The 26,758-nt window shown below is 58.3% G+C and carries 20 protein-coding genes and 4 pseudogenes; 17 read left to right on the top strand and 7 right to left on the bottom strand.

Annotated elements, in window-relative coordinates; all coding sequences use genetic code 11:
- Positions 1–79 precede the first annotated feature (79 nt).
- The 4 genes from K7431_RS19155 (at position 80) to K7431_RS19140 (ending at position 4,009) form a co-directional block, all read left to right on the top strand.
- Positions 80–1,687, top strand: a complete 1,608-nt coding sequence (locus tag K7431_RS19155) for an ATP-binding response regulator (protein ID WP_012723480.1) — start codon at positions 80–82, stop codon at positions 1,685–1,687.
- Positions 1,688–1,849: 162 nt separating this feature from the next.
- Positions 1,850–2,137: a hypothetical protein gene (locus K7431_RS19150; RefSeq protein WP_224265924.1), complete on the top strand. Its 288-nt coding sequence runs from the start codon at positions 1,850–1,852 to the stop codon at positions 2,135–2,137.
- An 836-nt stretch (positions 2,138–2,973) separates the two neighbouring features.
- A complete protein-coding gene (locus tag K7431_RS19145; RefSeq protein WP_012723483.1) occupies positions 2,974–3,417 on the top strand; it encodes a DUF3592 domain-containing protein in 444 nt (147 codons plus the stop codon).
- Between the two features lie 4 nt (positions 3,418–3,421).
- The gene (locus K7431_RS19140) at positions 3,422–4,009 is read left to right on the top strand and encodes a hypothetical protein (protein ID WP_012723484.1); all 588 of its coding nucleotides are present in this window, start codon (positions 3,422–3,424) and stop codon (positions 4,007–4,009) included.
- Between the two features lie 404 nt (positions 4,010–4,413).
- Here K7431_RS19140 and K7431_RS31235 read toward each other — a convergent pair whose 3' ends face one another.
- A complete protein-coding gene (locus tag K7431_RS31235) occupies positions 4,414–5,004 on the bottom strand; it encodes a TetR/AcrR family transcriptional regulator (protein ID WP_043205159.1) in 591 nt (196 codons plus the stop codon).
- A 102-nt stretch (positions 5,005–5,106) separates the two neighbouring features.
- Here K7431_RS31235 and K7431_RS31230 point away from each other — a divergent pair, with 102 nt between their 5' ends.
- Positions 5,107–5,673, top strand: coding sequence for a DinB family protein (locus K7431_RS31230; RefSeq protein WP_052308646.1), 567 nt, complete (start codon positions 5,107–5,109; stop codon positions 5,671–5,673).
- 16 nt (positions 5,674–5,689) lie between these two features.
- On the opposite strand, the gene K7431_RS19125 is transcribed toward K7431_RS31230, so the two are convergent.
- Positions 5,690–6,361, bottom strand: coding sequence for a Crp/Fnr family transcriptional regulator (locus tag K7431_RS19125; protein WP_052308648.1), 672 nt, complete (start codon positions 6,359–6,361; stop codon positions 5,690–5,692).
- Between the two features lie 57 nt (positions 6,362–6,418).
- On the opposite strand from K7431_RS19125, the pseudogene K7431_RS19120 reads away from it, so the two are divergent.
- From K7431_RS19120 to K7431_RS19110, 3 genes and pseudogenes are all read left to right on the top strand, one after another.
- Positions 6,419–6,850 (top strand): annotated as a pseudogene (locus K7431_RS19120) (CoA transferase); the annotation flags it as partial.
- 19 nt (positions 6,851–6,869) lie between these two features.
- Complete coding sequence (locus K7431_RS19115) at positions 6,870–7,631, top strand: SDR family NAD(P)-dependent oxidoreductase (RefSeq protein ID WP_012723487.1); 762 nt, start codon at positions 6,870–6,872, stop codon at positions 7,629–7,631.
- Positions 7,632–7,786: 155 nt separating this feature from the next.
- Positions 7,787–8,770, top strand: coding sequence for a GlxA family transcriptional regulator (locus K7431_RS19110; protein ID WP_043205161.1), 984 nt, complete (start codon positions 7,787–7,789; stop codon positions 8,768–8,770).
- 3 nt (positions 8,771–8,773) lie between these two features.
- Here K7431_RS19110 and K7431_RS19105 read toward each other — a convergent pair.
- Positions 8,774–9,299, bottom strand: a pseudogene (locus K7431_RS19105) (site-specific integrase); the annotation flags it as partial.
- 418 nt (positions 9,300–9,717) lie between these two features.
- On the opposite strand from K7431_RS19105, the gene K7431_RS19100 reads away from it, so the two are divergent.
- Positions 9,718–10,119, top strand: a complete 402-nt coding sequence (locus K7431_RS19100; protein ID WP_012723489.1) for a hypothetical protein — start codon at positions 9,718–9,720, stop codon at positions 10,117–10,119.
- Positions 10,120–10,455: 336 nt separating this feature from the next.
- Positions 10,456–11,034 carry a DUF1349 domain-containing protein gene (locus tag K7431_RS19095; RefSeq protein WP_198409089.1) on the top strand — a complete coding sequence of 193 codons (579 nt, stop codon included), beginning with the start codon at positions 10,456–10,458 and terminating at the stop codon, positions 11,032–11,034.
- A gap of 304 nt (positions 11,035–11,338) precedes the next feature.
- Here K7431_RS19095 and K7431_RS19090 read toward each other — a convergent pair whose 3' ends face one another.
- Complete coding sequence (locus K7431_RS19090; protein WP_012723491.1) at positions 11,339–12,961, bottom strand: methyl-accepting chemotaxis protein; 1,623 nt, start codon at positions 12,959–12,961, stop codon at positions 11,339–11,341.
- An 827-nt stretch (positions 12,962–13,788) separates the two neighbouring features.
- Between K7431_RS19090 and K7431_RS19085 the strand changes: the two genes are divergently transcribed.
- The 7 genes and pseudogenes from K7431_RS19085 (at position 13,789) to K7431_RS31215 (ending at position 22,284) form a co-directional block, all read left to right on the top strand.
- Positions 13,789–14,235, top strand: a complete 447-nt coding sequence (locus K7431_RS19085) for an NUDIX hydrolase (protein WP_012723492.1) — start codon at positions 13,789–13,791, stop codon at positions 14,233–14,235.
- Positions 14,236–14,502: 267 nt separating this feature from the next.
- Entirely contained in the window at positions 14,503–15,912 is a 1,410-nt protein-coding gene (gene gabP / locus K7431_RS19080) for a GABA permease (protein WP_012723493.1), read from the top strand.
- Positions 15,909–16,985 carry a GlxA family transcriptional regulator gene (locus K7431_RS19075; RefSeq protein WP_012723494.1) on the top strand — a complete coding sequence of 359 codons (1,077 nt, stop codon included), beginning with the start codon at positions 15,909–15,911 and terminating at the stop codon, positions 16,983–16,985. Before gabP ends, K7431_RS19075 begins: the two co-directional genes overlap by 4 nt.
- A gap of 457 nt (positions 16,986–17,442) precedes the next feature.
- Positions 17,443–18,528 (top strand): ABC transporter substrate-binding protein, encoded by a 1,086-nt coding sequence (locus K7431_RS19070; RefSeq protein ID WP_043205163.1) that lies wholly within the window; start codon positions 17,443–17,445, stop codon positions 18,526–18,528.
- Between the two features lie 12 nt (positions 18,529–18,540).
- Positions 18,541–20,865, top strand: a pseudogene (locus K7431_RS31225) (sensor histidine kinase); the annotation flags it as partial.
- Positions 20,866–20,916: 51 nt separating this feature from the next.
- Positions 20,917–21,414, top strand: a pseudogene (locus K7431_RS31220) (response regulator transcription factor); the annotation flags it as partial.
- The gene (locus K7431_RS31215; RefSeq protein WP_370636131.1) at positions 21,415–22,284 is read left to right on the top strand and encodes a sensor histidine kinase; all 870 of its coding nucleotides are present in this window, start codon (positions 21,415–21,417) and stop codon (positions 22,282–22,284) included.
- Between the two features lie 27 nt (positions 22,285–22,311).
- On the opposite strand, the gene K7431_RS19060 is transcribed toward K7431_RS31215, so the two are convergent.
- The 3 genes from K7431_RS19060 to K7431_RS19050 all read right to left on the bottom strand — a co-directional run bounded on the left by K7431_RS19060 (position 22,312) and on the right by K7431_RS19050 (position 26,749).
- Positions 22,312–23,895: a rhamnogalacturonan lyase B N-terminal domain-containing protein gene (locus tag K7431_RS19060; RefSeq protein WP_012723497.1), complete on the bottom strand. Its 1,584-nt coding sequence runs from the start codon at positions 23,893–23,895 to the stop codon at positions 22,312–22,314.
- Entirely contained in the window at positions 23,895–25,127 is a 1,233-nt protein-coding gene (locus K7431_RS19055; RefSeq protein WP_052308652.1) for a pectate lyase family protein, read from the bottom strand. The genes K7431_RS19060 and K7431_RS19055 overlap by 1 nt, the downstream gene beginning before the upstream one ends.
- 281 nt (positions 25,128–25,408) lie before the next feature.
- Entirely contained in the window at positions 25,409–26,749 is a 1,341-nt protein-coding gene (locus K7431_RS19050) for a c-type cytochrome (protein ID WP_012723499.1), read from the bottom strand.
- Positions 26,750–26,758 lie beyond the last annotated feature (9 nt).

Raw genomic sequence — 26,758 nt, 5'->3', positions numbered from 1 at the left:
TGCTTATCAGCGCATCCTAACCCAAATTGTTACGCTCTGTTTCAAGTTTGAAGCAGCTTTTTCACGCTGGAGAGTCGCAATGAACATGACGGAAAAGAACAGCGAGCTGGATCAGGCAACGTTGCGGTTGACGGTCAGCACCTGTGCCTCGCTATATATTTTTGTGGTGGCATTTCTACCTTCCAGTGATTTTTCCACCTATGTGCCGATCATGTGGTACATGGCGTTTTTTATCAGCGTGGCGGTGCCGTTGCGCATGGCGATCAAGTGCTGGCCAGGACACTTCTTCTGGCGCCGCTTGTTCGCCATGACCCATGACTACAGCGGCATCGCTTTCGCCATGATCGTGGGCGGGGAGGGCGCGTTGCCGGTGTACGCCGCCTTGCTCTGGGTCACGTTGGGCAACGGCATGCGCTTCGGCTCGCGCTATTTGGCCGCGGCGACACTCATTGCATTGAGCATGCTAGTGATGATCTTCGTGCTGACACCGTTCTGGCGCGGCCAGCCCTACATGTTCCTGATGCTGATCGTGACCACCATTGTGGTGCCGGCCTACGCCCATATTTTGCTCAAGCGGACACGCATTGCCTCGGAAGAGGCGATCGCCGCCAACCAGGAAAAGTCGCGCTTCTTGGCCCAGGCCAGCCACGATTTGCGCCAGCCGATCCACTCCATCGGCCTGTTCACCGCGTGCCTGCGCGACGCCAACCTGGGTGGCGAAGAACTGCGGCTGGTGGACAACATCGACCGCTCGCTGCATACCGTCTCCCAGCTGTTCCGCTCGATTCTGGATATCTATACCCTCGACAACGGCAAGCTGGAGCCGCAATCGGAGCCGGTGAACTTGGGCGCGCTGCTGGAGGACGTGGTCAAACAGAACACCGAGGCCGCGCGCTGGGCAGGGGTCGAGCTGCGTCTGCGCCCTTGCCGGCAGTGGGTGAATGTCAATTCCGGGTTGTTGGCCACCATGGTGCAGAACCTGGTCTCCAATACGCTCAAATATGCCTCCGGCCGGCCGGTATTGATGGGGGTGCGTCCTAGGGGCGATGGCTTGGCCATTGTCATCTACGACAAGGGCCGCGGCATCGCCGCCGAACATTTGCCACAGGTTTTCAAGGAGTTCTACCGGGTGCGTCACGCCCGCGACAAGGACGTTGAGGGCCTGGGGCTGGGCCTTTCCATCGTCAAGCGCATAAGTGAGTTGATTGCCCTGGATATCCAGTTGGACTCTCGACTCGGCCAGGGTACACGCGCCACTATTCGGGGGCTGGAGCGCATCATGCCGCGCCCCGAGGAGCAACGGCCGGTCACCATGCAAAGCCGCCTGCAGGGCCTGCGGGTGTGTCTGGTGGAAGACGATTCCAACGTGCTGATGGCGACCTCGGCCTTGCTGGAAAAATGGGGGTGCGAGGTGGAGACGCACAGCGAGGGACTGAACGTGATCACCGACTGCGACATCATTATTGCCGATTTTGACCTGGGCACTAAGATTTCAGGCTCCGAGTGTATCGCCGCGATACGCGAACAGCGTGGTTGGGAAGTGCCGGCGATGATCATGACCGGCCATGAAATCGAGCGTATCCGCAGCATGTTGACGGATATGAATATCTCGATCCTCGCCAAGCCCGTACGTCCGCCCGAATTGCGAGCGACCTTGCTCGAACTCACCAAGCATTTCGCCAGGTAAGTTGGTTAGCTGGAGTACGGTTTTACCTGTCTTTTTGCGCTGGTAATAGGTCATCTGTCGTATTGATGTGGCTGGCTCGCCGTCATCTAATGGGCCTGAGGCGAGCGCTCCACTCGATCGAGATTGATTAGGTGGAGCACTGTCCTGCGCTGTCTGATTGAGATGCCGTTCAATGAAGCAAAGGATGTCCCTGCCAAAGGAAGGGTGGTTGATTTTGAAAACCGCGCCCCGGCTCGGACCAGCGATCAAGTGATAGAGGTGGTTCTCGTGAAAAACAACATGAAGAAAGTTCGTTCGACTATTGGAATGGCGCTGGCGCTTTCAGTGGGTCTTGCGTTCAGCGGCACGGCCAGTGCCTTTACTTTTGAGCATGGATGGAGTTGCCAGAACAAGTGGTATCAAATGGGCCTTATTGAGCTGATTGCCTGCGGGGGGGGCGGTGACGGCTGATTTGGGCTGGGGCTTTTGCGTGCATGTAAAGGAGCACGTTAGCCGTTCCCTTACATGCCAACTCGCCAGGGCGTTGCCAGCGATAGGTAGCGTCCTGACGAGAACAAGCGATAGCACGAGCATTCGTTAATACGTTAATACTCTATATCGTGGAAAAAATCTGTATGTTCCACTTGGGCGGAGAGCTGTGATAATTGGCTAATCGTCCGCCGATGGCTTTGGAAAGTTCAAAAAGAATACGTCAATCGTCAGCTTCTGCCGATGCCCGCGATTGAAAAGGAAAGCGATAATAATGAAGGTGGAAAAATCTATCGCTGTCTCCTTCGTACGTCCGCTGGCAGGGTCGAATTCGGAATCTATCGCCGACGTGAGCGGGCAGAAGCCGCTTGCGACAAAATGCGGAATATCCTCTCAATACAGCCGTGACGTTTGCTCTGGTATGCTGCGTTTGAAGTGCTAAAGTGTGTGCGGACAAAGCTTAGCATCCGCAACAGTAGTCCGTTCTTGCCCGGTTCGCGAGACTTGCACGACGCGCCACAGCGGTCATCTACGCCAATTTGTTTTGGGAGGACGCGTGGGCTGGGGAGACCGTCTTTTCCCCAGGGGCAGGAGAAGATCGCGGTCATGCTGGTGCCGAGGCGCCTGGTTTGTTCAACGGCATTATTCCGCACGTACTTTTGAAGTACGAGCATGGATTGTCCCGTGCTAAGAACGACGATGATGTACAAGTTGCGGGTAGAACAAACTGAGGTTTGAGCATGTGAATACCATTACGACATAGCCTGCTTTTTGTTATCGTCGCTGCCTTCTTTCATGGATGAGTATCGGAACAAACCATGGCTAACGACACCTCGTCACGCATCGGGACGATTCTGCTGGGCCTGCTTTTTGCCCTGATTGGCATTGGCTTGTTGGGCATTGCCGTCAATATCTCCCTCGACCGACGCGACTTCCTCGCCCGGGCACAGACCGCCGATGGCATCGTCAGCCACTTGAATGCCGGTGGTTCGCATCCTGAGATCGCCTTCACCACAGTCAGCGGTGAAAAGATTTCCTATCCCCAGGGTGGCTTTATCTTTGGCTATCAAAAAGACCAGCCGGTGCGGGTGCATTACCTGCCCGAGCAGCCGGCCGGCAGCGCCATCGTCGATGCTCCGGCCGCCCTGTGGGGCACTTCCGGAGTACTGGGAGTGATGGGTCTGGTGTTCACCCTAGTCGGCCTGCTAAAAGCCTTCCGTCAACGCGGCCGCGGTGCGGCTCATCCACATAAAGGAATATGAACGTATGAGCTACAACATCCCACTCCCGGTCAATGAAAGTCGCTGGCAGTACCAGACTGCCAGCGGCGGCGGCCTGACTGTGGTCATGGTGGCGGGCAGCGGCGGCTCGATTATCCTGCGTTCGCCCCAGGGCGAGGACGTCAGCTACCGCTATGGCGGGGTCGGTGTGGGGGGCGGGTTTGGCGCACGGCTGCCGCGTTTCGGCAAGATCAATATCCAGATCAAAGGGAAGGGCGTAAGTGCCGCCGGTGCGGCAGAAGCGCTCCCCAGCACCGGCAAGGTGTTCGTCAGTGACGCCTTGGTCAATCGCGACCTGACCAGCGACGACATTACCGGCCCTTGCATGTATACCGAAGTGGGTGGGGGCCTGTTGTTCGGTGGTTCGGCCACGGCCTTGTTGTTAGGGCTCGATCCCAAGTTGCTGGCTTTGTCGGTGGCCCTGAGCTCCAATCCGGCAACTTCGCTCATCGCTTCGGCCACGGTCAGCCGGCAACTGGCGCGCTCGGCCAAGGGGGCGGTGGTCATGGCGGGTGTGAACGCTGGTTTGCAGGCCGGTGGCGGTGCGGCGATCTACATCGGCTATCTGTTTTAACTAGGTGTGGAGGCGAGCTTGCTCCTACCTTAATCGCGCCGATTTGATTTATACAACAAGGCTAAATCCTTGGCTTCGTTTCGTATAGTTTCGGATGATGAAGAAAAGGCGCTATGCAGGTCGAAGAATTTACGGCGCGCATGGGCCATGTTCGGCTATTCCACTCTAGTGCAATGTGCGTGAAGTACGTCGATTACTGAAAATGCATCTCTTGCTGGGCTAAGCCGCCAGCACCATGCTCCTTATCGCTGCCGTCCGGATCGCCAGCGGTCTGGTGATGATAAAACTCGCCTCCTGAACCCATCGGAGGACCGAGCATGACCTTCAATACCGCTGCCCTGATGCTGCTCATCAGTCCACAAAAAATGCATGGGGATGGGCTTGTATCACGCATCGCACTTTTATCAGGGATGAGCTTGAGACAGGTACGAGTGGATCATCGCCACAAGTTCACGCCTCAACTCTGCAGACTTCAATGTCTTGGTCCGGGCAGCTTTGTGAATCACGCCCTCCACTGCCGCGGAAAGCACCTGTACGACCACCTCCAACGACGGATCGTCTCGACGACCGGAGAGCACAACGAGTGCTCTATACCGCTCCAGATATTCGGCTTCGAAGGCGTGATCCGCGAGCCGCTGCCCTGCATCCACCGGCACTTCATCGAGCAGTACGCGATGAAGGGCAGAGTGAACGCCGTGTGCCGCGATCATGCCATCCACGAGTTCATCGACGAGCTGATCCAGCGGCTGCCCTTCTTGGCCAAGGCCTCGCATAACGGCCAGCACGTCGTCGAGGTGGCGGTGGCGGATGGCGTCGACAAGCGCAAGCTTGTCAGGGAAGTATTGGTAGAGAGATCCGATGCTAACGCCCGCAACTTCAGCGATCTCGTTGGTGGTGAAGCCCGCCCAACCACGGTCGCCCAAAACGCGAGCCCCGGCGCGAACGATGATCTCGACGGTGGCCCGGGAGCGCGCCTGGCGTGGCTCTTTACGCATAGAAGGCCGTGGCGTTGGAACGCGAGTAGACATCTGGAACGATCCTCACAAGAATGTGTACATCGTACTCACATTCTCGAACAGGAAAAGGATACCCGACAGATGAGTTCCCTTGCACTGCTGCGCACCCTGTTTAACTACCGCGCTTGGGCCAACGCTGAACTCCTAGAGAAAATGGAGGGATTCGATGCCGACCTTCACGAACTGGATCGAGAGACAGCGTTGCGATTGTTGAACCATACCCTCGTCGTCGATCAGATCTTCGCGGCGCACCTCGTTGGCATCGATCACGGATTGACTGCGGACAACACAACGGAAACGCCCTTATTGCAGGATCTACGTGTAGCTCTGATGGCATCCGATCAGTGGTACCGGAACTACCTGGAAACGGTGACGACGGAGCAGCTGTCAGAGTCGATCCCCTTCGTGTTCACGGATGGCGACAAGGGGCGCATGTCGAGAGAGGAGATGCTTATCCACCTTGTCACGCACAGCGGTTACCACCGTGGCGAAGCCGGGCGCATCATGTCGAGGCTATCTCTTCCTCTACCATGGGACACCTTTGCGGTATATCTCCATCGGACCGAGCCGTCACGCCGTCTGGCTATACGTTCCCCTGCAGCACGGATTAAGGGACCTTGCTCGGGGCGATTCAGACCTCCCTTGTAGTTGGGTAGCTGGGTACCTACTCGCCGCCTGCTGTCTCTCTGAGTTTTTGTAGATCAAGAATTGTAACGGCGCTGTATCGAACAACCAATAAGCCTTCCGTCTCCCAAATTTTCAGCTGGCGGTTGACGCTCTGACGAGAAACACCAAGCTGTTGCGCAATTTTTTCTTGGCTTACCTTCAGGCAGAGGCCGTCGTCGACACCTGAACGTTTGATCAATGACGCGAGTCGGTTAGCCAACCGGACAGGTAGGGGATTAAGGATCGCGCTTCCGGCCCAATCGAGTGCCATTCGAAATCTGCCGCAGACCAAACGAGTTATGGCCAGGAGAACATCTGGTCGAGTCTCAATGATCTGCCAGAACGCGCTTGCAGGAAGAACTGCAATAGTCGCCTGCGAGGCTGCTCGAACGTCATACGTTCTCGGCAAGCCATCTAGAAGTGGTACTTCGCCGAACCAATCTCCAGACGCCAATTGGGTAAGAAAGAGTTGGCGTCCACTAGCGCCTAGGCTATGGACGCCTAAGGTGCCATCAAGCACGCGAAACATTCCCAATGGTTCAGAGCCCTGAGGGAACACTGCCTCAGATTTCACCAACGTCCTGACCCGCGACGCCTTAAGCAAAATCGCGTCCACCTCTGGTGGTAGGAGGAAGGATGGAGATATGGCTTGAGGAGATAATTCCGACATTGCCAAAACCCGACAATCTTGTTTTGAAGGCTCGTCCTAGCGGGCAACGCGCCCTTTTATCGCACCTATCTATGCAAGGATGGACGCGAAATCGCCGTGGGCGCCCTTGAAGAAAAATTCTACACACAATTAATCACCATGATCGGCGCGCCTGCCGATTTTCTCGCCAAGCAATATGACTGTTCAAATTGGGAGGATCGCGCGGAACGGTTGGCGGAAATTTTCGCGGAACGAAACCTCGCCGACTGGATGGCCCTGCTCGAAGGGAAGGATGTCTGCGTCACGCCAGTCATCAAGCTGAGCGAAGTGCAAGATCATCACCATATGAAAGCGCGTTCTATCTATGTCGAAAAGGATGGCGACGCTCAATGCGCTCCCGCCCCGCGTTTCTCACGGACACCTGGTGAAATTCAGTACCCCCGCATTGCAAGCGAGCTTTTGGATATGTGGCGCTCGGCACCCTCGCGTTACAACGCTAACTCTGATTAGTCATCGTAAGGAAAAGAAAATGGAGATTAAAGGGTTTGCCGCTATCGTTACGGGCGGCGCATCGGGCTTGGGGTTCGCAACGGCCAAAAAACTTGCAGCCGAGGGCGCGCATGTCACTCTGTTCGACCTCAATGAAGAGGCCGGGCACAAAGCTGCTGATGAGATCGGCGGGATTTTCGTTAAGGTGAATGTTGCAGATGAGCCCAGTGTTGAAGCAGGCCTTGGCATCGCCGAGCGTGCGCATGGCGTCGCCCGCATCCTCGTCAACTGCGCGGGCGTCTCGCAAATCATGAAGACCGTCGGCAAGGAGTTCGTGCCGCATACACTTGATGTCTATCGACGCGCGATTGAAGTTAACCTGATTGGCACGTTTAACATGATCGCCAAATTCGCGGCGCGCGCCGCCGCGGCAGAAGAAATTGACGGCGAGCGAGGCGTGATCGTCAACACTGCCTCCGTCGCGGCATTCGACGGGCAGATAGGGCAAGTCGCTTATGCTGCGTCAAAGGGAGGCATCGTTGGCATGACACTTCCTGCCGCGCGTGATTTGGCGCAGCACAAGATTCGCGTGATGACAATCGCGCCGGGGATCTTCCTTACCCCCATGCTGGAGTGCTTGCCGCAGAATGTCCAGGATTCGCTGGGGGCGCAGGTTCCTCATCCCTCTCGCCTCGGAAAGCCATCTGAATATGCCCTGATGGTCGAAAGCATAGTGCGTAACCCGATGCTGAACGGCGAGGTGATTAGACTCGACGGGGCTATCAGGATGGCGCCGCGATAGACGCAGTTTTAAAGGGGGGCAGCATGAGACGAATATCGCTACGCGGTAGGATAAACGATTACCGAGAGGCAGCTAGTTCACCAGTCAAATGACGTTTTCTCAAACGTAAAATAGTGGGCTCAGGATTGATCGAACGACGCCAATTTAGCGGAGGTATGAAGGGGAAAAACCTACGCTATCTTATTCAGAGCCCCGGTGAGAGTACTCTGACGGTTCGGGCAGGATTTTTGCTACTCGAACATTTCTCGCTGCCCGCGTTCACCCAAGTGCTGGATACGATTGTCACCGCGAATCTTATGCGACCCAAGTCGTTCTGTTCCCGAACGTTCGGTTTGAACGATGGGGACGTCGTCAGCGATCTGGGCTTGGTTATTCGGCCAGATGCTCGTATCGATTGTTTAGTCATTAAAGACTTGGATTTGCTAGTTATTTGCGGCGGCTACAGGACTGAGCTCAAGGCCACAGATGAGTTCATCCATGCGTTAAGGGCTGCTTCAGACTTGGGCATCAGTCTGGCCGGGGTGTGGAATGGTGCGTGGTTCCTGGGACGTGCAGGATTGCTTGACGGTTACCGTTGCGCGGTTCACCCCGAACATCGTCCCGCGCTCGCCGAGTTCTGCAAGACGACGCAGGTCAGCAGTGAGCCCTATGTCATTGATCGAGACCGGCTTACGGCTTCCAGTCCTTCTGGGGCGTTCCATATGGCATTGGACTGGATCAAGGGACTGTACGATAAGGCACTTGTAGAGGGTATTGAGAACATCCTTTCTTTCGAAGAGTCTCGTTACCGGCGCATAAAACCTACTGAAAATATTTGTTTGAGCGCGCCTTTACGAGAGGTGGTCAAGTTGATGGATGCCAACCTCGAAGAACCTTTGGAGTTGGAGCAACTGGCGGTCTACGCTGGCCGCTCACGCCGGCAACTCGAGCGCTTGTTCAGGGATCAGCTTGGGACTACACCACAACGTTATTACCTGGAATTACGCATCACAGAAGCGCGTCGATTACTTCAACACACGGAGCTCTCCCAAGTCGATGTGCTGGTTGCTTGTGGCTTTGTTTCGCCAAGTCATTTCAGCAAATGCTATAGCTCGTACTTCGGATACAGGCCCTCCAAGGAAACGCGGCACGTTAAATAAAACCTATTTCTGAGTCGCCACGTACGCTGGAAAAGACAGCATCGACTCGTCTGGCGTGTGCTCGTAAGTTGAGGGCAGCACAGCACTGAGTCGATCGGTTAACAGGTTCGAGGCGTTTTTCTTCTCTTCGGCATAGTCGTGGTGCAAGTAATGGCGCCTCACGCAGGAGCCTGCCAGTACACGATTTTGGCAGCGATCGATGACACCCAGGCTAACGCTTAAGGCTTGCATAATGGTGGCCCCCGTACCGCGCAGGTCATGCGGAGTCCAGTCGCCGTTCTGACCCTCGGCAACTTCGCAAGGACCAGCATATCGTCATGAAGCCGTCTTGAGAGAGCTTTGCGGTTTTTGAACCGGGCCTGGCAATCGCCTACCTGCTTGCTCACCACTTTCACGGCCACACGCCCGCCATCCTGCATGTTCGGAAAGCACCACAGGGAGTCTCCCATCAGGGTCTTGAGCTCCTGAAAGAAATGCAAAGCGAAGGGGGGAGAAAGACATCGTGGTCCTGTTTCTTGCCCCGGGTGCCTTAACCTTTACCCATAGGCTATGGTGACCCTTCGCATGTGCAACGAGTTTACTTCAACAGTGATAAGTCCCGGGTAGCTTCGGCGATCGTTAATGATTCGCGCTGGATGCACTGCTTTATTGGAGGGAACATCTTCAGCTATCCGCAATCAAGCACCCGCGAGACGCGCCCATAACGCTTGCGCCTGCGTGTTGCGGTTACCCAACCAGCGCACCAGTATGACCTCGAGATGGTCAGGCTCCATTTGCGGATACAGCCTGACCAGCTCGCCCTGTCGTCCTGAATACCCTCGGGGGAATCTCCGACGGGTTGCGCGACGGTTGGCACGTTGCTTTTTCGGCCGTGTTCTTCATTACGTTGCCCGGCCTGTTCGCCATCGCGGCCACCTGGCGTTGCATCAAAAGCCAAGGAGTCAGCCATGTCGGTGAATAGTTCTGACTTCCCTTTTGTCTGGATGAGCCTTACGCAAGAGCCCGGACACGATCACCAAAAGGACTTCGCCGAATTCGAGGCCAACTTGCAGCGCGGGGAGCCCTTCGTGCTTTTGACTGATACAGCACCTGCCGAAGACCATGAGCACTCGCCGGAAGAAAAGAAACGCACTGCGCTCTGGATGAAAAAGCACAAGATTGAATTGCGAAAATGGGTTCTGGCAATGATTCTGGTCGAACCCAACTCGGCAAAGCGTCTTGGTTTCAGGGCCTTCGCGGTCGTTTTTGCCAAGTTCTGGGGCTACCCTCTGCTTCTGGCTGCTTCACGTCAGCAGGCGATGGAGATGGCAAGAGAACTGCTTGCAAAGGATGGGAAGTCATCTCACTGATGGCCCAAGCTTGCTCCGATTTCCCATTAAATGCCGCCGCCGCGCATTGTCGCGGCGAGGTGCTGCCCTAACCGTCCGGCCAAGTCATCTACCCAACCCTGTGCTTCGATCGCCAGCGTCGCACTCAGCCATAGCCTCAACGCAAACCTCGCCCACAAATGGATTCGCTTGCGCCGACAATCGAGCGGCGGCGATTATGAGTTTGATAGAAACTGCGCGGCGAGAGGGTCATGAGAGGGAATTGGTTTGCAACGCAGGGTTCAGCAATTCAATGGAGGGGGTAACATCGTGGACAAAAAGCAGATTGAAGTGGCCAGTCAGAACGTTGAAGTGTCAATTTGGCAAGCTGCTAAATGGCTGAATGAACCGAGCCTTTACCAAAGTTGTGCTGACCACTCTTTAGAGATTTTTACTGACTTTAAAACCGATTTTTGGCGTGAAACTCATTATGGGTTCATTCGAGACAGCGGACATTTCCTTGGATTTGAGACCGCTGGAGGCTTTACCGCTCAAGTCAGAGTTAATGCCGATTTTCGTGAGCTCTATGATCAAGCGGGAATTATGGTCAGGCTCAATGAGGAGACCTGGCTCAAGGCAGGGATAGAATATAACGATGGAATGCCAATGATCAGTAGCGTGCTGACACAAGGCACGTCGGATTGGGCGCCCAGCTACTTTTCTGGTGACCCAACCGATTTTTGGCTTCGTGTGACCGTTTCCGACGGAGTGCTGCGCTTGCAATACTCCACAGACGGCATGACTTGGCCATTGCTCAGGCTTGCTCCATTTCCAGACGCGGAAAGCTATACGGTTGGCCCTATGTGTTGCACACCGGAGCGGCAAGGGTTGAGGGTAAAGTTTTTTGAATGGTCTTTGAGCCAGCCTCTCGGGCGAGACCTGCATGATTTGAGCTAGCCAGCATGCCGAGCAGGCCAGTCACGCAGATGACTTGGCCGTACGGTTAGGAAAGCCCGCACGGTGCGGGCTCTCTATTACACTTGGGGCGCTGATCCATCAGCACAGCCAGTTGGCAATCGCCAGGACTGCCAGCTCAATGGTGGCACGACGAAGGGCGGATACCATAAGCTCAGCGCGAAGATCATCCGGCACGCCAACGATCAGTGCGAACGTCCCGAATATTTTCATTCGATCCTTCCCGTGACTGAGCCGACACTTTGCCATTCATGGCTTATGAGGTGGATAACCTTGAGCAGGTTGCTTACAACTGAAACTTGCTCACCTCCTGCTGAAGGCTGATGGCAAGGCTCTTTAGACCACCGCTGGTCTTGAGCAACTCCTGGACCGAAACGTTGTTAGTTTCCGCCATTTGCGCCGAGCGCTCGACATTGCGAGCAACGTCCTGGCTGGCTGCGGTTTGCTCACGCAAGGCAAACGAAATTTGATCGACCACGTGCAGCACCTTGTCCGAGCTGTCACGGATTTCGATGATCGCTTGACCGGCGGTACCTGCCGTTTCCACGCCCTGATTCACTTCCAGGACACCACCACGCATGCTTTCGACGGTGTCCCGCACGCCTGTCTGGATTTTCTCGATCATGACCGCGATCTCTTGCGTCGACTTGCCCGTGTTCTGCGCGAGCAGGCGCACCTCATCGGCCACCACGGCAAATCCGCGACCTTGCTCGCCGGCCCGGGCCGCCTCGATGGCGGCGTTCAGCGCGAGCAGATTGGTCTGATCGGCAATGCCTTGAATCACGCTGATGATTGAAGAAATCTGTTCGGAGTGCTGACCCAGCCCTGCGACTTGGGTAGAGGAGTGCTGCACGGTCCTGGCAATGTCGTTCATGTTGGTCAGCGTATTTTCGATGACCCGCGCACCGTCTTTGGATTGCTGGCCCGAACGGCTGGCGAGCTGGTGGGCCTCATCAGCGTTCTCGGAAACGTGATGGATGCTGACGGTCAACTCTTCGATGGTGGCGGCCATCATCGACGCAGAAGTCGACTGCTCCTGAATCGCACCGGACAATTGCTCCGAGGCTCCGGAAATTTGTTGCACAGAGACCATCAGCTGATTCGCGGCCTGGTTGATCTGTTGAATCATTTCACGCAGGCGCTTCTGCATGCGGTCGAAGGCTTTGGGCAGCTCATCATGGCTGCTGGTGTCGATCACCGTATCGAGTTTACCGTTGGCAATTGCAGTGGCTGCGTCAATCGCCAATTGCAGCCGCCTGGTAGTACTGCGCCCCAACGTAGTCGCCAGAATCAGCGAGAGCACTGCCGCCGATGCTCCACCCAGGATCAGGATCGTGAGGGCGAGTTGCTTGGCATCGACCATTTCCTGGCTTCGTGCCGCCAGCAGAGCGGCCTCGGTAGCGGTGATTTCGGCCAACGTCGTACGCATACTGTCCATCTTGGCCTTGTCGGCGCCGGAAGTGATGCGAGTGTCCAGTTCATCGTCGGGCAGGTTGCGCGCCGTCAGGCTTCTGCGCAGGGCGATGATGGGATCGACATCTTCAGTGAGCCAGCGCTTTTGCGTGTCGCCCAAGGAGGCCAACCGTTGCTGCTGCGCAGGATTATCCACTGTCAAACGTTTCAGCAAATCCAGCTGCTCTGAAAAGCGCTTTTCGCCGGCAACCAACGGATCCAGAAACGTATCTTTTGACGAGATGACGAAACCACGCATGCCGGTTTCGATGTTGATCAATTGTTCGAGCGCTGACTGAGCTGCGCTGATGACTTGATAGGTATGAACGTTACTCGTTGTTGCATCTTCTACCGCTTCGAAGCCTTTATAGGCACTCGCCACTAGCATACCGATTAATACGACGACTGCCGTGAAGCTCACATACAGTTTTTGCGAAATACTTAGCTTATTGAACATGATCATCTTTCCTGAAACGTACCTGTCCTTGGCATATATAGAGGGGCTTTTTGTTTTTTTGGCATGGGAAAGGCGTTTCATACATAAATATCGACCATCATGTTTTTGATTTTTAAAATGGCCAAAGCTACTGCGATAGTTAAATGTCTTTTTTGTATCATCCGCGTGTTGTTATATCTCTCCTGCGACGGGAGATATATATGAGTTTTATACTTACAGGATCATCATCCCGGCAGCTTGTTTGGTTGCTTCATGGGGCGGGCGTCGCGACGCTTACACCCCGTGTTTTCTATATCGGCATCCATTTAGAAAGCTGTACATTTTTTTTGCTTGTGTATAGGTTTTTTAGGCGCATGCGACTGGCGTCGCGTGTTTTTCATCGTTGCGGGGCCCCATCGGCACGCGCCCTCACGCTTGGCAAACCATCTGAATATGCCCTAATAGTTGAGAGCATCGTGCGTAACCCGATACTGAACGGTGACGTGATCCGGCTCGGGGGAGTCATCAGGACGGCGCCGCGATAGGCGTTCGCGGGCTCGCAGAACCACAGGACAAGATTTATCTGCTGTCATACCGCCACACCTTTTTTAATCATCCTTATGTGAGTCGAGCAGCATAAGGGGAGCAAGCATAGCCCCTGGTACTGATTGTCATTTTTTTGGGTCGCTTACCTCCCAGGATCATTCATCAAGCCTATGCATTGAAGTCCAGTAGGCATAAATGTCAGTTCACACATGGCGTATCATGCGTGCCGTCTGACAGCTACTGAGCCTTGCGCTGACGTACACAGTACCTACTGCTCGACAATCCAAAAGGGCGTTTTATTCATGTCAGAGTCATACATTCGGCCTCTTGCTCTTTGCATTTTTCATAATCGCGGAAAAATACTGGTCAACCAATTCTATGACGCCTGTGACGGGCAGACTCTTTTTCGCCCTATTGGTGGAGGCATTGAGTTTGGTGAAAGGGGTATCGATGCCATCGCCCGAGAAGTGCGGGAGGAGCTGGGCCTATCGATCAGCGACATTCGGCTGATTGGCACTTTGGAAAGCATTTTCATCTACGCGGGGAAGCCAGGACACGAGATTGTCCAAATTTACGATGCAAGGTTTGACGACGTAACGGTCTATGAGCAGCCTTGGCTAGACGGTTGTGAAAGTGACGGTGCAGCGTTCAAAGCCATTTGGCATAACAGCTCCAGTTTCACCGCGACGTCCCGCTTAGTACCTGAAGGGCTATCCGATCTGCTCAAGAACGCTTCGCTGTTAGATTGAATACCGACTCAGTTAAAAAAGGATCAGACCGCGTTTCTGAAAAAAGGGCTCGCCCTCTTTTTTACATCGCTTGCCGACATTGACGCAATGGGTCAGACAGACAGATGAGCCGCTTTGGCCCATGTCGATATCAGGCGCTTGTGTGCCGCTATGAGGCTATTTTCGCGGCGGGAATGCCGCGTACTGTGACCCGTCATTAAAAAAAGATGATCACCTGACCCTTCAGTCAGTGCGTCCTGGCGTCGATCACAGAGAATAAAAACAACGATGAATAGCCTGAGTTCCAAGGATTCAAACGGCCAGCTGGCGCAGGGCTTCAAGCCGCGTCATGTCACCATGCTCTCCATCGCAGGCATTATCGGTGCGGGATTGTTTGTCGGCTCCGGGCATGCCATTGCGGCGGCGGGGCCGGCCGTGATGCTGGCGTATCTGTTTTCCGGGCTGTTGGTGGTGCTGGTCATGCGTATGTTGGGGGAGATGGCGGTGGCCAACCCGGACACCGGCTCTTTCTCAACCTACGCCGACCAAGCCATCGGGCGCTGGGCCGGGTTTACGATCGGCTGGCTGTACTGGTGGTTCTGGGTGCTGGTGATTCCCATCGAGGCGCTGGCTGCCGGGCATATCCTGAACCAGTGGTTCCCGCAGATCGACGCTTGGCTGTTTGCCTTGTTGTCGATCTTTTTGTTGGTGGTCACCAATTTGTTCAGCGTCTCCAAGTACGGCGAATTCGAGTTCTGGTTTGCCATGGCCAAGGTGGTGGCGATCATTGGTTTCATCGGTCTGGGGGGAGCGGTATTGATGGGCTGGATCCCGGAGCGGGAGGCCAGCGGCTTGAGTCGACTGATGGAAGAGCACGGCGGGTTCGCACCGAATGGCTTGTCTGCGGTGGTCGGGGCATTCATTACCATCATGTTCAGCTTTATCGGCACGGAAGCCGTCACCATTGCGGCCGCAGAGTCCAATAACCCGGCGCAGAATATCGCCCGGGCTACGCGTTCGGTGATGTGGCGCATCGGGGTGTTTTACGTGCTGTCGATCTTTGTGGTTATTTCCGTTGTGCCTTGGAATGACCCGCTGTTGGCGTCGGTCGGTTCTTATCAGCGCGCACTGGAGTTGATGAACATTCCCCATGCCAAGCTACTGGTGGACGTGGTGGTGCTGATCGCCGTCGCCAGTTGCATGAACTCGTCCATCTACATTGCGTCGCGCATGTTGTACTCCCTGGGCAAGCGGGGGGATGCGCCCACGCTGATGAAAAAGACATCGGCAGCGAGCGTGCCGAGGGCCGCAGTCATCGCCAGTACGGTCTTGGGGGCTGGCGTGACCTTGCTCAGTTACTTCATGCCCGCGGGGCTGTTCCAGTTTCTACTGGCCAGCTCGGGCGCCATCGCCTTGCTGGTGTACTTGGTGATCGCGGTTTCACAACTGCGCATGCGCAAGGTCCTGCAACGCCGCAACGTCACGCTGACGTTCAAAATGTGGCTGTTTCCCTGGTTGACCTGGTTGGTCATCGCCTTCATTTGCACCGCATTGGCGGTGATGCTGTTGACGCCTGAGCATCGCTTTGAGGTGTCTTCGACCATCGGGTTGGCCTTGTTGATTTCCCTGGTCGGCGTCATCACGGCACGGCAACCCGACAGCGCGCAGAAGCCGATGCCCGTCGCTTCGCGCCCATGAACGCCCGGCCTGTTACCCGTCTGGTTTTCTTGCTGCTGGACCAGTTCACCCTGATCTCCTTGGCGTCTGCGGTCGAGCCGCTACGCATGGCCAACCAGCTGTCGGGTCAGGAGCTCTATCGTTGGCACACCGCAAGTGTCGACGGTAATCCCGTATGGGCCAGCGATGGCATGCCCATCACACCTGACTGTTCGGCAGGCAGTGCGCCGGCTGCCGATATCGTGTTGGTGTGCGGCGGTACGAGCATTCAGAACACGGTGACCGGCGAGCTCGTGAAGTGGCTGCGCACCCAGGCGCGTTATTCGAAGCGCCTGGGCGGTATTTGTACCGGCAGTTGGGTGTTGGCTCGCGCGGGGTTGCTCGACGGATTTGAATGCAGTGTGCATTGGGAATGGTTGGCGGCCATGCAGGAAGCCTTCCCACGGGTGACCCTCAGTGCCAGCGTGTTCACCCTCGACAGGGATCGCCTCACCAGCTCGGGGGGCACCGCGCCGATGGATATGATGCTGCATCTGATTGGTCATGATCATGGTCACGAGCTGTCGGCGGCGATTTCGGACATGTTTGTGTACGAGCGCATGCGCAATGAGCAAGACCACCAGCGCGTGCCCCTCAAGCATATGCTGGGCACCCAGCAACCGAAGTTGCAGGAAGTCGTCACGCTGATGGAGGCCAACCTGGAAGAGCCGATCAACCTGGATCAACTGGCGGAGTATGTGGCCTTATCGCGCCGACAGCTTGAGCGAATGTTCCAGAAGTATCTGCACTGTTCACCCTCGCGGTACTACCTTCGGTTGCGGCTGATTCGCGCGCGCCAGTTGCTCAAGCAAACGCCCATCTCGATCGTGGAGCTGGCCTTGCTCTGTGGGTTTGTGTCCACGCCGCACTTCTCCAAATGCTATCGGGAGTACTTTGGCGTGCCGCCCAGTGATGAGCGGCTGGTGACGTCCAGTGAGCGAGCCAGCGTGCTGAAACCGACTCTTCAGGTCGTTCCGGTGTCCATCCCGATGAACACCTTGGAGCAGGCACGGGGGGAGTTGACGTTTGCCAGCGTTAAAAACCTGAAATCGTAGGCTCACGTGACGACACTCGTTTGAGTGGCCTTGCTAACCCCGAGGGCTATTTTTTCGCCCAAAGAAACCTCTTCTTTGGCTTTCACCGCGCGCCCCCACCCAAGTGTCGTCGTCGGTGTTACCTTGTGGGACGCTCAGTGGGCCGAAACCCGCCATGGCCGCGCGCGAATAGGGCACTTTGATACTATGCTCATGCCAGTGCAGGCATTATCGCAGTGGCTTTCGTCGGCACTGCTGTGATCTGGGCTTGCTGCGACCCATTCTGCCTCATCAGTTTCGCCCGCGATGTTCGCATTGGTTTGAGCGTCGATGGCGTGCAAACCCAGGAGCAACCAGAGAGGCAAGCGCCTTCCCGACTATGAGCGACTGCTCCAACCAGACCAAGCAGTCGATCCAGGCTGTCGCCGGGTGCTGGTGGATTACTTTTTGGTAAATCCCATGCACGATGGAGAACAGCATGAACGCTAAATCAATTCACAGAATCTTATGGCGCTTCGCCGGCTGCGTGACCGGGCTGGTGATGGTGGTTGCCAATCCAGCCCACGCCGCCGGCGACTCAACCGCCAGTCATAGCATTGCCTTCAGCAACTCCTATGCGGGCAGCGATTTTCGCAAGGTGATGGTGCGCAACTGGCAGGAGATTGCGCTCCAAGCGCAAAAGGATGGCGTGATCCGAGAGGCCCCAGTGGTCAGCGCCAATAACTCGGCGTCGGAACAAGCAGCCCAGATCCAAGACATGATCGTCAAGGGCGTCAACGCGATCGTCATCCTGGCCGCGTCCGACACGGCCCTCAACGGAGTGATCCGCGATGCCTGCAATGCCGGCATCGTGGTGGTCGTCATGGCCAGCCTGGTCACCGAACCTTGCGTCTATACCGTGGACTACAATTGGTCCGCCATGGGCCGCGTGGAAATGGACTATATCGCCGAGCGCCTCAAGGGCAGCGGAACGCTGTTAGAGATCCGCGGTATTGCCGGCGACGCCACCGATAAAAATATCAGCGACGGCATTCGCAAGGCCGCCAGCGATTACCCTGGCCTGAAGTTCGCCAAGACCGTATACGGGAACTGGACGGCGTCCGTCGCACGCAAGGAGGTGGCGCTGGCGCTGGCGTCGCTGCCCCGCATTGATGCCGTCGCTACTCAAGGGGGCGACGGTTATGGCGCTGCCATGGCGTTCAAGGCGGCGGGACGCCCGTTGCCGATCATTGTGATGGGGAACCGTCAAGACGAACTCGCCCTGTGGCAACAGGAACGCGACGCCAACGGCTACGAGACCGTCTCGGTCTCCGCCTCCCCGAGCGTCTCCCAGGTGGGTTTCTGGGTGGCCCAGCAGATTCTGGCGGGCAAGCAGGTGCCGAAGTTCGTCGAGGTACCGCTGGTGCGCATCGATGCGAAAGACCTGGACGCCTGGCTCGCCACTATGCCCGTGGGCGGCGCTGCCAATCCGCTCTACAGCCAAGCGTCCGTTGTGGGGATGATCGACGCGGCCATCAACAATACGGTGGCGCCCGCGCCTTTGCCAGAGGTGAAGAAGCCGTAGCGGCGGGCGGGGATGCGGGGTGCCATGTTGACATTCAAACCCTTCAGGGACAGGCCCATTGCCGTCAAAATTGGCCTGGCGGTCGCTGCGCTGGTGTTCCTGATGCTGGCGGTATCGCTGGTGAACCTCTACGGCCTGCGAGGCATGGTACGTGCAGTGGATTCGGCCAGCCATTCTGCGGAAATCCTGGCGTCGGTCAACGCGGCTACTGGTCGAGTGGAAAATTTTATCGCCACCCGCGACCAAAAAAGCCTGATCCAGGCCGAAGGCATGGTGGCGACGGCTATCGTCGGCCTCACCGCCATTCCGGTGGCAGAGGCGCAATCGCTCAAGGGCAGTCTGCAGAGGCTTGCCGCGGCGATCGCTACCTTGCGGGCGGCGACCCTGACCATGGATGGCGAAACGGAGAACATGACCGCCCACTACGGCCGGATGCGAGAGGCGACGATCCTTGTCGAACAGGGCATCGCCGACGGGCTGAAGGAGATTGCTTCCCGTGCCGCCGACCATCAGGTGCGGGTGAGCAACCTCGAAAGCGCCCACCGCATCCTGGATATCCTGCGCAACAGCGAACGGATCATCACCGCCAATCTGGCCAAGATGCTGGTGACCGGTGATCGTGCGGCCGGCATCGCGGCGCGGGACACCTGCGCGGCACTGCCGCCCGTGGTCGAGCAATTGCGCGAGGTGATGGCGGCGCCGCAGGAGGTTGAGACCCTGGATCAGTTGACGACGGCAGTCGCTGCTGCTTGCCTGGCGGTCGAGCACCTTGGCGAGGCGCCCAAGCTCCGGGGAGGCGAGGCGTTGCGGCATCTCGCCGTCCTTGGGGATGTGGCCGAGCGCCTTGAAGCGATGTTGGGTGAACTGGACGAGCACGTTGCCCATGACGCCAACGACATTCAGGCCGCCACGGGTTTGCTGCAAAATGCAGCCGCGCTGTCCAAGCGTTTCGCCGAGCGTGTTGCCACCCTTGAGGCGCAGACCTTGTCGTTTCGCTTGTCACCGTCGCCCGAGGTCGCCAGCGCGGTCGGCGCCATCCTGGACGAACTCTCCCGTCTCTCGCGCGTTCTCCCTTCGTCCGTAGGGTTGCAAACCAAGGCTACGGCCCTGACGGTCTACGATCAGATCGCCGGTTACCGGGCGGCATTCGCCAGATTCCATCAGGCGAGCAACTCCTTGAGCGGCGCGCGCGACCAGGTTCGCAATGAGGCACGGAGCGCCGGCCTGTTGGTTGCGCGCTTCGCGGGTGAAGCGCGCTCCGAGGCCTTGGTTCACAATGATCGCGGAATGCTTGCGACGGTGGTCGCGGGTACCGTTGCCATCCTGCTCGCAAGCGCCATCGCCTGGAGCACGTCGCGGTTTGTCGCGCAGCCCATCGTGGCGTTGGCCTCGGCCATGCGCCGGCTTGCGGCCGGCGACCTGAACGCCGCGATTGCCAGCGTTGGACGCGGCGACGAGATAGGGATCATGACCCGCGCCGTACGGGTGTTCCAGGAAAATGCCCTGCGTATTCGGGTACTGGAGGCCGAGGCTGAAGCCGAACGGCAGCAAGTCCAGGCCTCTTTGGAAAGAATGGTCGCCGAACGCACCGACACGCTGCACCAACAGACCGAGGTGCTGGAGGCGCAGGCCGTCGAGCTGATTCAAGCGCGCAACCAGGCCGAGACGGCTAACCAGGCAAAGAGCGATTTTGTGGCCACGGTCAGCCACGAACTGCGCACCCCCCTGACCCTCATTCTCGCCCCCCTGGAGCAGCTCTCGGCGGCGACCCTCCCGCCGGCGGACTGGCGTGTGCAAATCGACCGCGCCCAACGCAACGCGCTGCGCTTGATGAACCGGGTGAACGACATCCTCGATTTCTCCAAGGCCGAAGCGGGCAAGTTTGAGTTGTGTCCGGCGCCCATTGACCTGAACAAAATGGTGGGTGTGCTGGCGGAAGATGCCGCCATGGTGGCCGAGGGCAAAGGCTGCACCTTGACCTGCAGCATCGATCCCGCCCTCGGTACGGTGTTCCTGGACCCCCGACACTTCGAGAAGATTCTCCTCAACCTGGTAAGCAATGCCATCAAGTTCACGCCCGCTGGCGGCACCGTGCACCTGGCCGTCACTGCGCTTGATGGCGATCGATTTGAACTCGCGGTGCAAGACTCGGGCATTGGCATTGCGCCAGACAAACTGCCGCTGCTGTTCCAGCGTTTTTCCCAGATCGACAATTCCGCCACGCGCCACTACAGCGGCACGGGCATCGGTCTTGCCCTGGTCAAGTATCTGGTCGAACTGATGGGGGGCGAAGTCGGCGTCAACAGTGAGCCCGGACAAGGCTCGTGCTTCTTCGTTCGACTTCCGCTGGGGGATGAGCAAGACACCTTGCCGACCGAAGCCAGCGATATGCACGAGCGATCACTGGCGAGCACAACGAGCACCACCGAGCAGCGCCACCTGCGTTTCGACCACGGTCGCCAAAGCAGCGGCAACGACCGCGTTTCGATGCAAGGCGCAGACGACGAGCAGCACTTGGAACACGCCTCGCAGTCCAGGGTGCTCGTGGTCGACGACAGCCCGGAAATGCTGAGCTACCTCAGCGAGCTTTTGCACGATGATTACATCGTCGCCACCGCAGCTGATGGCGAGCAGGCCTGGGCACTCCTGCAGCGTCGGCCCATCGATGTCGTCCTCTCGGATGTAATGATGCCGGAGCTCGACGGCTTTGGCCTGACAGCCAGAATCAAAGCCAGCGCCGGCTTCGCCCATTTACCCGTGATCTTGTTGACCGCCCGCGGCGGCAGCGAGGCCTGCGTCTCCGGGCTGGAGAGTGGCGCCGACGACTATATCGCCAAACCGTTCTCGCCGCTGGAGCTCAAGGCGCGCGTACGCGCGGCGCTACGCATGAGCCAAGTGCAAACCGAACTGCAGGCAAAATCCCGTCAGGCGGGCATGGCCGAAATTGCCACGACGGTGCTGCACAACGTCGGTAACGTCCTCAACAGCGTGAACGTATCGGCGGAACTGGTCAGCAGCCAGATGCGCACCTCCAAAGCCCAAGGGCTGGGCAAGGTGGCTCAGATGATGAACGAACACGTCGATGACCTGAGCGATTTTCTCTCCAGCGACCCCAAAGGAAAGATGCTGCCCGGCTACCTGCTCAAGCTGGCGGAAGTGGTGACGGCGGAGCAACAGGGCATCATCGAAGAACTCGAGCAACTCACCAAGGGCGTTGATCACATCAAAGCCATTGTCGCTGCCCAGCAGTCCTATGCCGTTGCCGTCAGTGTCGTCGAAACAGTCTCGGTGCCAGCGTTAATCGAGGATGCCTTGCGCCTGAGCGCCGGATCACTGGCGCGCCAGGAGGTGGCGGTGGTCAAGGAGATTGCCGACTTGCCCCTGCTGTCTCTGGACCGGCACCGGGTGCTGCTGATTCTGGTGAACCTGATCGGCAACGCCAGGCAGGCGATGGACGGCGTGGTCGATCGCAACCCGTGCATCACCCTCGATGCGTCCCTCGTTGACGGATCAGTGTTGCGAATGTCGGTGGCCGACAACGGCAACGGGATTGCGCCTGAGCACCTGGCGCGTATCTTTTCGCATGGCTTCACTACGCGCAAAGACGGTCACGGTTTTGGCCTGCACAGCTGCGCGCTCGCCGCGCAGGAAATGGGTGGCCGCTTGACCATGCACAGCGACGGGGCTGGACAGGGCGCAACCTTCACCCTCGATATCCCGCTTGAAACGCCGCAGAACACGCCTTTGCTGATGTGAAATGGACTGACCGAGTGCCGGTGATTATTACTGTACCCACTGCACGCTATCGAACACAAAACCCGGGCTCAGAAAGCCTTTACCGGTGTTGCCCGATGCAACACCGATCTCCAGTGTGTTCGCGCCAACCTGCAACGCGCTGGCGGGGATGCTGACCTCAAACACCACGTTATTACCCCGATAAGTCCCACGGGTGATGCCCCGGCTGTCCGGCTGGTTCGACGCCGGTGGCACGGGCGCCTGCCAGCGCTGATTGACGCTCACCTGCGGGCGCCCACCAGCTTGAGCCAGGGAAATGAACAGGCGCAGGCGAGCGTCGCGCACTTGGTGGGCGGCCAGCATGAAGGTGATGCGCGTGGGGGTGTTGATGTCACGCCATTGTGCGGCGGGAAACTCGTTGGGGCGGCTGGTGCCGAGGGTGTAGGTGACCGGCTTCCACGGTGCCATGCGTGAGTCGCTGGGATGAGCGGAGGCGAGCAGGTGCGCGTTAAGAAACCCTGCCGGAGTGCCATCAGGTGTGCCGATTTGCCATTTCACTTGGCCTGTCGACGGTTGCGCCTGCAGGCGCGTCTGCGTGGTGGCACCCGCGTTGATATCAACGCTGCGCTGCGCCACCTCCAACTCATTCTGATAGAGCGTTACCCGGTACTTTCCTGGACGTATCCCCGTCAACTGGAACCGGCCGCTGTCGTCGGCACGGGCCCAATATTCGGCGCCGGCATTGCTCAAGCCGATTACCGCCGGCAATGCACTGGCCACGCCCGAAACCTGACCGGCCAGCGCACCTCGTCCTGTGCTGCCCAGGAAGCCGGCAAGGCCGAGGTTATCGTTGACGAAGCTCAGGTCTTTCACGGTGTCGGAGGGCGCGCCACCGTCGGTAAACAACAGCCCGTACACCCCGTGCAAGCCGCCGCGATAGGCTTCGGTCTGGGTGTGATTGGAGAACATGTAGTTGTACAGCTCGTGGGTGATCGGCGTTTTCTGGGTGGCGATATCTTTGAAAAACGGCCCTCCAGCACTGAGCTCACGGTTGCCCATCAACATGTAGACCGCCACGCCCGGGCCTTTGACCGCGTGCAGGGGGTCGTCGATCATCGCGTGTGCCGAATAGAACTTGGAGCTGGTGCGCCCGTCGGGCAGCAGAAACACATCCTTGCCTTCGACCGCCGTGCCGACGTTGGAGTCGGTGCCGCGATCGGCCTTGGGCAGCTTGCTGACGTTGAGTCGCGCAACAAAGCGCAGCTTGCCCACCGGTAGCAGGGTTGGCGCGTAGGTCGCCATGTAAATGGCTGCGCGTCCTTTTTTCGCCAGGTAGTAGTGGATCACATTGCCCGCGCGAGCACTGATGACAATCACGTCCGCTACCGTGCGCGCGTCTACTTGCGCGCTGCCCAGGCCGGATGCAAGCTGCGAGGCTTTGGGCTCGGTGGTCTGCAATTCACTGTCGCGGTACCGCATGGAGACCAGGTCGCCATTGCGCGTGTCCACGCTGAACAGCAGGTCTGTACCGGTGTCGACGTCGATTCGGGCGTCGGTGCGCGTGAAGCCGAAGCTGGCGGCGTGTGCCTGGGCCGCAAGCGTACAAAACACCATCAGCAGGAATCGTCGCATCAGTGGCTGCCTGGATTGAGGTGGCCCGCACCCGCGTCGCGTGGGACTTCAATCCGCACACTATCGGCGGGCTGCGGGGTAACCAGGTATTGACGGTATGCCTTGAACGCCTCCAGTGCCGCGGCATCCTGGGGACGATAGTCGTCGCCACTCAGGTGCTGCAGGTTAGCCACACAGGGCCTGCCTAGCGCGGCCTGGCAGGTGTCGGTGGCCGACTGCGCGACGGGATCGAAGAGCGCGTACGCCGTGCCCGGTTGCCGGGTATCGTTGAACAGTGGGTGTGTCACGTCTTCGAACGCATTGCCTTCCACCAGCAAATGGGAGCTGGCGGTACGGGACATGATCGCGCCTTGGTATGTCAGGTGGGCAAACAGGTTATTGACCAGTTGCGCGCGCACCTCGGCATCGCCCATGCCGCCCGAATGGGGCGCCCGGCCCGACGTGTCGTGCACATAGTTTCTGAGCAGCGTCAGCGTGTCGTGATGGCCCAGAAACAGCCACACCCAGTAATGATGACCATCACAGGTCGCGGAGTAGGGCGTGCGGCCGTCGAATTCGTTGTTGGAAATCGTCACATGGGTCGCGCTGCCCCAACCGGTCACGATCATCTGCCGCCCAATACGCGCAAAGGTGTCGTGGTCGATCCACACGCCATCGGCATCGTCCAGGGTGAGTGCATCGCCGCCCCAGACCACGCGTGGGTTGATGTCCGACAGGGTCAGGTTGCGCACAATGACATTGTGCGCGCCGCTCCCGATGAACAACCCCATGCCCTGGATACCGGCATGGGCCCCCACGCCCAATAAGGTCTTGTTCGAGCCGACCTTCAGGCGCTGCAAGCCTGCTTTGTCATAGGTCACCGTGGCGGGTGGTTTCGACTGGCAGAAATGGTTGGCACCGTCGATTGCCCATTGTCCACCGCCATGGGGACAGGCGTTGGCCATGCACCCGGCCTCTGTGACGTGGGCACTGCCATCGGTCACCACCGAATTGCGAAAATCGAAGACATGGTCCAAGGCAATAACGCGCGGAGTGTCATCGGTGCAATTGCCGCGCGTGTCGAAGCGTGCACACAGTGCTTTTTTCAGTTCGGCCGCCGTGGCGGGATGCACGGCCGCAACTTCGCCACCACCGGTTACGGCCTTGGCAAAACCGTCGGGACGACTTGCCGCCAGGGCCAACTGTGGTGTTAGCAAAGAGGCCGACAGCACGGAGGCTGACAGGTACCGCACAAAGGGATTCCGGAGGGGCAACGGCGTTGTCCTGAGTGGTTCATTCCAGGCGGCCAGGCCTTGTTAAACAGGCCGGCCATGATCCGAACACCCATGGGTATTAATCAAACGGTTTAATCGCGATAGCGATTGTCTTCAGCTGAGGTTCAGTTGGACGTTGGCAAATAGCCGTATTTGACCGGTTTTCGTGCGTCTACCGGTTCATCTCGGAAGGCAGAACATTGTACCTGTGGCGAGGGAGCAAGCTCCCTCGCCACAGGGGACTTTAGGACTATCGCCCCTCAGCGCATATGCAAAATGATCGGGCTGCTGCTCGCCGGGTCCGTATGCCCGCGCAACTCGCGCACCGCTTTCGCGTCGACCGCGCCACCGTTGTTGCCCCATGTACTGCGCATGTAGGTCAGCACCTGGGCGATTTCCGGGTCGGACAATTGCTCACGAAACGCCGGCATGCGGTAGGCATCCGGCACGCCGGCGGCGACTACGCGTTGTGAGCCGTTGAGCGTGATATTGATCGCGGATGCACTTTCCTTGGCCAGTGCCGAGGTGGCGCCGGCCAGGGGGGGCATCCATTCCGGCTGGCCCTTGCCGTCGAGGCCGTGGCAGGAGGCGCAGCGCGTCGCATAGGTGTGGGCACCGGGTGTGTCCTGGCCTGCGGTTACCGCCTGATACTGCCACGGCGCGCCGTCACGCTGCGGGTCGCCGGGCAGCGACTTGAGGTAGCGGGCGATGGCTGCCAGGTCGTCGTCCTGCATGAACTGCGTGGAGTTGTTGAAGGCCTCGGTCATCGAGCCGTAGACCACGGCATGAGCGTTGCGCCCGGTCTTGAGGAATTGCACAATCTGCGGCTCGCTCCAGCGGCCCAATCCGGTGTTGGGGTCTTGGCGCAGGCTGGGGGCGTACCAGCCGTCGAGCAGGGCGCCGGCGAGGAACGGCGCTCCGGACTCGTCCAGCGCCTTTTCATTGAACGCCAGGCCGCGTGGCGTGTGGCAACTGCCGCAGTGGCCGGGGCCTTGGACAATGTAGGCACCGCGGTTCCACAGTGCGTCCTGGTTGGGCTTGGCGGCGTAAGGGGCGGTCGGCGCGAACACCCCGTTCCACAGCGCGATCGGCCAGCGCAGGTTGAGCGGCCAGGGAATAGCGCTGGGGATATTCGGCTGCTTGGCCGGTTGCACGCCCTGCATGAAAAACGCGTACAGCGCGCGCATGTCGTCGTCGCTGAGCTTCACATAAGACGGGTAGGGCATGGCTGGGTACAGCCGCCGGCCACCCGGCGCGATGCCGTGGCGCACCGCCCGGTCGAAGTCGGCCAGCGTGTAGGCGCCGATGCCGGTGTCCCGGTCCGGGGTGATGTTGGTGGCGTGAATCGCTCCCAGCGGCGTGGCCATCTCCAGGCCGCCGGCGAACGGCGCCTTGCCGGGCAAACTGTGGCAGGCCACGCAATCGCTCAAGCGGGCGACGTACTCGCCGCGACTGACCACTGCGGGCTCGAAGGCGGCGGCCTGTTCCTTTTCAAACGGTGTAGCAGGCTCACGGGTGACATACCAGGCCAGCAGGCCTGCCGCGACCAGGCAGGGCAGCGCCAGCCAGCCTGCGGTTCTTGCGAATCGACGGGTGTTCATGGGCGTTTC

Origin of the sequence: Pseudomonas fluorescens group sp. (genome assembly GCF_020093335.1) — a bacterium.
GTDB lineage: Bacteria > Pseudomonadota > Gammaproteobacteria > Pseudomonadales > Pseudomonadaceae > Aquipseudomonas > Aquipseudomonas petroselini.
The sequence above is the reverse complement of the archived record's forward strand: the minus strand, read 5'-3'. Positions and strand labels throughout refer to the sequence as shown.